The 6,005-nt window shown below is 56.6% G+C and carries 6 protein-coding genes; 2 read left to right on the top strand and 4 right to left on the bottom strand.

All coding sequences use genetic code 11. From position 1 onward, the window contains the following. A partial coding sequence (locus ACOVRA_RS04080; protein ID WP_421719183.1) for a hypothetical protein occupies positions 1-270 on the bottom strand: 270 nt, incomplete at its 3' end. Positions 271-515: 245 nt separating this feature from the next. On the opposite strand from ACOVRA_RS04080, the gene ACOVRA_RS04075 reads away from it, so the two are divergent. Then, the gene (locus tag ACOVRA_RS04075; RefSeq protein WP_421719182.1) at positions 516-1,331 is read left to right on the top strand and encodes a phytanoyl-CoA dioxygenase family protein; all 816 of its coding nucleotides are present in this window, start codon (positions 516-518) and stop codon (positions 1,329-1,331) included. Between the two features lie 69 nt (positions 1,332-1,400). Here ACOVRA_RS04075 and ACOVRA_RS04070 read toward each other — a convergent pair whose 3' ends face one another. Continuing rightward, positions 1,401-2,492 (bottom strand): WD40/YVTN/BNR-like repeat-containing protein, encoded by a 1,092-nt coding sequence (locus ACOVRA_RS04070; protein WP_421719181.1) that lies wholly within the window; start codon positions 2,490-2,492, stop codon positions 1,401-1,403. 174 nt (positions 2,493-2,666) lie between these two features. Between ACOVRA_RS04070 and ACOVRA_RS04065 the strand changes: the two genes are divergently transcribed. After that, positions 2,667-4,052, top strand: coding sequence for a class II 3-deoxy-7-phosphoheptulonate synthase (locus ACOVRA_RS04065; protein ID WP_421719180.1), 1,386 nt, complete (start codon positions 2,667-2,669; stop codon positions 4,050-4,052). Between the two features lie 27 nt (positions 4,053-4,079). Here ACOVRA_RS04065 and ACOVRA_RS04060 read toward each other — a convergent pair whose 3' ends face one another. Together ACOVRA_RS04060 and ACOVRA_RS04055 are read right to left on the bottom strand one after the other, a co-directional pair. Continuing rightward, positions 4,080-4,604 (bottom strand): copper chaperone PCu(A)C, encoded by a 525-nt coding sequence (locus tag ACOVRA_RS04060; RefSeq protein WP_421719179.1) that lies wholly within the window; start codon positions 4,602-4,604, stop codon positions 4,080-4,082. A gap of 9 nt (positions 4,605-4,613) precedes the next feature. Further along, positions 4,614-5,981, bottom strand: coding sequence for a PepSY-associated TM helix domain-containing protein (locus ACOVRA_RS04055; RefSeq protein WP_421719178.1), 1,368 nt, complete (start codon positions 5,979-5,981; stop codon positions 4,614-4,616). Between the last annotated feature and the right edge of the window lie 24 nt (positions 5,982-6,005).

Here is a 6,005-nt window from a genome sequence, read left to right as displayed (position 1 = left end):
TAAGGTGGTCGCGTCTAGGCCTAATTCATGGTGCTGTTTGGCGATGGAAGCCGCGTTTTCGGGCGTCAAAACCCGCCCCATGCCGGTTGCCTTCAGCCCAGCGGCCAAAACGTGCTCTGGAAAATAGTGCTGCACCCCTGCATAGCCTGCCGTTTTGGCAGCCTCGATAATAGCACCAAAATCGCCCTTCGGCCCTGCAGACCAGTCAGGTAAACCCATCCCAGTGACACTGTTCAGATCCCGACGCAGAAACGGCTTTGGGTGCTTCATCAATTTCATCCGCTTTGTGATGCCGACGCTTACATTGGCGCTTTTTAGACAAAAACGACTTTGAGCGATCTTGCTACGCAAGGGCGCTTATCGTGCCTCATGAGCATTATTGACCCTTGGTAACAAAACAATTAATCTACGAAATGGGATACTTATCCTGTTTGTATCTCTGATAATTGATCCGTGACACCCTGCGCCAAACGCAGCATTTTTGGACGAATACATACCAAGCGGGAGAACTCGAAGTGGCCTCTATAACAAAAGCCGAACAGGAAGCGTGGGAAACCGATGGCTATTTCATTCGCCGGGGTTTTGACAGCGCGAAAAATGTTCAAGCCATGTGCGATGAACTGGTTGATCTGATCCGCGCGGACCCTCCCAGTGCACATGCTGGCGTTCCCGGTTATTTGATCGATGGGGCTTTATATGTGCAGCCAGAAGCAAAAACCCCGCCCCATGCCGTCAACCCAGAAGACTTTGTAGCCAAGGTTTTTAACGCACATTTGGTCGGAAATACCCGCGATTTTGCCCATTCACCTGCCGTGGGTGAGCTTGTCGGTGACATATTGGGGCCTAATTTGGATGTGTTTCAAACACAGTTCATTCTGAAGAATCCGGGCGCTTGGGGCCAGCCGTGGCATCAAGATAGCCACTACTTCAACTTTGACCAGCAGCCTCAAGTCGGGCTGTGGTTGGCACTCACGGAAGCCACTTTAGAAAATGGTTGTCTGCATGTGATCCCGGGGTCCCATAAGCGGCCCCTGCAACGCCATGAGCCTGATCTGCGCCCCGGTGCCAATCAAGGTTACCTTGAAATCATGGGGCTGAGTGAGGAGCGCTCGGTTCCCGTCACCATGAAGCCCGGCGATCTCCTCGTGTTTCACTCTTACTTAATCCACCGCTCGACCGACAATGTCGCGCCGTCACGTCGTGCGGCAATGGTCTATCATTTTGGTCGGGCAAACACCGTCAATCTTGCCGGGCCGGAAGTTCAGAAACTTCAAGCCATGGTTACAAGCTGGGCACCCGTGTTGCGGGATGGCCAGACTGTCGCGGCCTAGAAGAAATAGCTGGCCATCGCTCTAAAGGCCCCCGTTGTGCACCTGTGCCAAAGCGGGGGCCTTTAGCGCTTAAAGATTTAAACGGCTGACCTGCACCCCAATGGCAAAGGCTGTCTTCCCGTTAGCGGCCACGCGAACCTTATTGACGGCAGGGCCCATGCTGGGGGCAGGGGTCCAACTCTTGCCACCATCTTGGGTCTCAAAGCCTTGTTGGCGGGTGCCGATAAAGCCGCGATTGGCATCGACAAAGCCAATGCCGAATTGGCGGGCAGCGGCATCTTGGGTCAAGGGCATTTCGGCCCAGCTTTTGCCACCATTAGTCGTCTTGATGAAAACCTGATTGGCATTTTTATCGTCATAGGTTTGCACGGTGGCATAGCCAATGTCCTTGGTTGGAAAGCACATCTTCCAGCAATTTTCGAAATTGCGCGTGCCCCGATAAGCCTCTTGCCACGTCTGGCCGCCATCCTCGGTACGCAAGATCAAGGCTTGGGCTTGCTCCAGATCGCTGGAACTTGCGGCGCAGACAAAGCCCGTGGTTGGGCTTAGGAATTTGATGTCTAAAATCATGCCGGCTTGGGCGGTCATATCGATGACTTTCCAGCTTTCGCCACTGTCTTGCGAACGCAAGATAAAAGCCGGGCCACCCACGCGGCCTGCGGCATGGATCAGGTGGCTCACCTTTGCTTCGCCCTGATAGATGCGGCGGGTGGGCAGAATATCAATACCACAAATGCCCTTCACCCGCTCAATGCCGTCAGCCATCACCTTCTGCCAGCTCTTGCCGCCATCTGTCGTGCGATAAAGGGGGTGGGGGTCGGTGACGCCCGGATAATAGTCCGTGCCGACATTGCCTAGAAAGCCAATTTGCGTATCGACAAAACCCAGCGCGCGAATGAAGGTGCCCGGCTGGTCCCAAATCTTGGCCCAGACATCGCCGCCATCAAAGCTTTGGTACAATTTGCCCGCCCCATTGCCATACCAAGCCGTTCGTCCATCGGCGAGCACCACCAAATCATCCTGCTTGCCGCGATAGGGCTCGGTGATCAGCTTTTGCCAAAGCGGTGCAGCGTTCTGGGCTTGGGTGGCTGTCGCCATGGTGCTCGTCATGAGGCCGGCCAGGCCAAAGGAAAGCTCGCGCTTTGTGAGTTCAAAGGTCATGTGGATTCAACCCCTCATCGTCATCCAACCCGCGACCCCTAACTCGTGGGTTTGTTCGGTCAAGTTAAAGCTTGGTAGGGTTTGTTGAAATCCTGCATCCAAACTGGTGCCCAAGTTCGACAAAAGGTCTCGCTAAGGCTATGACGGCACGAACCTTTCCACTGGAAATTAAACATGACTTGGACGCCCTCATCTTGGCGCGCATTGCCCGCCCGCCACATCCCAAACGATTACCCCGATCCAGCCGCCGTGCTGGCGGTTGAACAGCGCTTGGCCAAGAAGCCGCCTTTGGTTGTGGCGTCGGAGATTGAGAAGCTGAAAGCAGAACTGGCGCGCGTCTCTAAGGGCGAAGCCTTTTTGCTGCAGGGCGGCGATTGCGCCGAGAGCTTTGCGGAGTTTGAGGCCGACCGCATCACCCGCTATTTCCGTGTGTTTTTGCAAATGGCGGTCGCTTTGACCTTTGCCGGTGGCAAGCATGTGGTGAAGGTTGGCCGTGTGGCGGGCCAATTTGCCAAGCCCCGTTCGGAGCCTACTGAAGTGATTGATGGCGTCAGCCTGCCGTCCTATCGGGGTGACAATATCAATGGCTCGGCCTTTACCCCAGAAAGCCGGATCCCTGATCCAGAGCGTTTGGTCGAAGCCTATAACCAAAGCACGGCAAGCTTGAACCTGCTTCGCGCGCTGGCGACTGGGGGCTATGCCGACCTTGAAAACGTCAATCGCTGGAACCTGAAATTTGCCAAGAAGCAGGGCAAGGCATCGGCCGAATATGTGAAACTGTGCCATCGGATCGAGGAAAGTCTTGAGTTCATGGATGGTCTGGGTCTTACCGGACCAGCTGGCATTGCGACCGACACAGTCGACTTCTTTACGAGCCACGAGGCCTTATTGCTGGGCTATGAAGAAGCCATGACCCGGCAAGACCAATTGTTTGGTTCCGGTGCTTATTACGACACCTCAGCCCATATGGTGTGGATCGGCGATCGCACCCGCCAGCTCGATCACGCCCATGTCGAATTCTGCCGTGGCATTGCCAATCCGATTGGTGTGAAGTGCGGACCGAGCTTGGACGCGGATGAGTTGTTGGCGCTGCTCGACAAGCTGAACCCCAAGAATGAGGCAGGCCGTATTGTGCTGATCGCGCGCTTTGGCTCTGACAAGATTGCCGCAGGCCTGCCGAAATTGGTCCGCAAAGTCACCGATGCAGGACGCAGCGTGGTTTGGTCGTCGGACCCCATGCATGGCAATACGCTGAAGACGGCTTCTGGCTATAAGACGCGGCCGTTTGAACGGGTGGCAAGCGAAGTCAATGACTTCATGGATATTGTCCGCGCCGAAGGGGCTTATCCCGGCGGCGTGCATCTGGAAATGACAGGTGATGATGTGACCGAATGTACCGGTGGCGCAACACCGGTGACCGAGGAATCGCTATCGAGCCGCTATCGCACCCATTGCGATCCGCGTCTCAATGCCGACCAAGCCATTGAACTGGCCTTCACCATTGCCAATGGCCTGCGCGAGGGACGGCAACAACGCCGCTTGGCAGCAGCAGGGCTTTAAGTTTTCACCCTGCTGCTTCAGTCGGCCCTAATGCTGGTGGCCGCCATGGCCCTTGTCGCCTTCGGTCTGCTGGGTTGGATTTTCGACCACGGGCAGGGCAAAGCCGACGGTGCGATTGCCTTCAAAGGTCAATTCGACCGGGAAGCTGTCGCCTGGCTTTAGCGGGTCCTTGATGCCAAATACCATGAGGTGAAGACCGCCTGGTGCCAGCACGGCTGTGCCCTTGGCGGGAATCTCAACCTGCTCGACTTGGCGCATTTGCGCCATGCCGTCTGCCCCTTTGAGGTGGGCGTGCAGCTCAACCCGTTCAGCCTTCGGGCTGCTCGCCCCCACCAGTTTCTGAGCCTTGTCGCTGCTATTGGTCAACGTCAGATAGCCAGCGGTGACGTCGCGGCCATTGGGCGGCAAGCGTAGGCGGGGCTCACTTATCTCCACCCCGTCAATCTTGGCGACCGCCAACATCGGGGCTGGGGGCGTCTTGGCAGGCTCGCACGCCGTCAAGCCAGTAAAAGCGATGAAAAATAGTGGTAAAGCTCGAATGCTGAAAGTCATGACAAACTCCTAATGGGTGGCAGGTTGGGCGAGGCCCAGAAAGTGGCGAGTGCTGGGGATGCGGCTTAAAATCAGTCGCTCCATCACCGCGACAAGGATTAGGCACGCTCCCAGAACCGGCAGGAACAGCGCAAAGACAAAGATCAACAGGCCTATGCCAACGCCAATCTTTTGGTCTGGAATAGGCGGTGGGGCACCCAACACCCCTTCAGGTGCCCGCTTGCGCCACATCACGAAGGCCGAGACCGACAAGGTGATCAAGCCCAGAGCCGTTAATACCCCTAAGGCCTGATTGAGTGGGCCAAACAATTGGCCTTCGTGGGCCGCGATGCCGACGCCTACAGCCTGATCAATCACATGCTTGTCGCCAAATGCCTCCCGACGGACCTCACTGCCATCTTGCGCGCTAAAGGCGATCTCGACGCGGCTAATGCGATCTCCGGCCAACGATCGGGCCATCCAATTGGGGTTCTTGCCATTGGGCGGGGTGATGGTGACCGGTGGGGCCAAACGGGCCGCCCGCGCACTGGCAGCAATATCGTCGACATTGGCGACATAATAAGGCGCGTCATGACCTTGGTGCGAGAAGGCTTGCGCGGTAGATTCGCGTTCCGCCGTCCGGCTCTGGGTCCAGTCCTTGGAGACAGCCGCCGTCCCCGTGAGATCGCGCACCATGTCAAAGCCCTTGCCCCAGACATTGGTCCAAGGCAGGCCGGTGAGCAACAAGAAGAGCGCAAAAAACGAAACCCACATGCCGGTGACCGCATGAATATCGCGCCAAAAGACCTTGGACCCAGCATGGAGGCGTGGAATCAAGACCCCGTGCAAGCCTTGGGCGGTGCGGGGCCACCACAGATAAAGCCCTGTCACCACCATCACGATGGCCCAAGAGGCTGCCAGTTCAACAATCAGCGAGCCATTATCCCCCATCAGTAATTCGCCGTGAATAGTTCGGACCACCGCCATCAAGCGCTCCTCGCGGGGGATGGCTTTGAGGATTTCAAGGCTGGTTGGGTGCACATATACGATGGTGTCTTCGCCGCCCATGGTGACGAGCACTTGGGCGGCATCGGTCGGGCCATCCGGCAGGCGGTAAGACTTGAAGGTCGATCCTTCAACCTTTGAAATGGCTATCTGCACCTGCTGGCTGACCGGAGCGCTCGGCCCATTTATCGCTAGATGGGTAAAAGGCCGGTCTAAAGCTGCCTCAATCTGCGGTTTGAACAGATAAAGGCTGCCGGTGATCGATAATAGGATGATGAAGGGGATGCAGAACAGGCCCGCATAAAAGTGCCAACGCCACAACATGCGATAGAGGCGGGCGCGCCTTTCAGGTGCGGAGCTTTGGGCTTGGATAGGGGCTGAGACGTCTGTCATGGTGGTCTCCTAAAGTTTCAGCTT

Source organism: Aquidulcibacter sp., assembly GCF_049239865.1.
In the GTDB taxonomy this organism is placed as follows: Bacteria; Pseudomonadota; Alphaproteobacteria; order Caulobacterales; family Aquidulcibacteraceae; genus Aquidulcibacter.
This window is presented reverse-complemented; position numbering and strand designations above follow the sequence as displayed.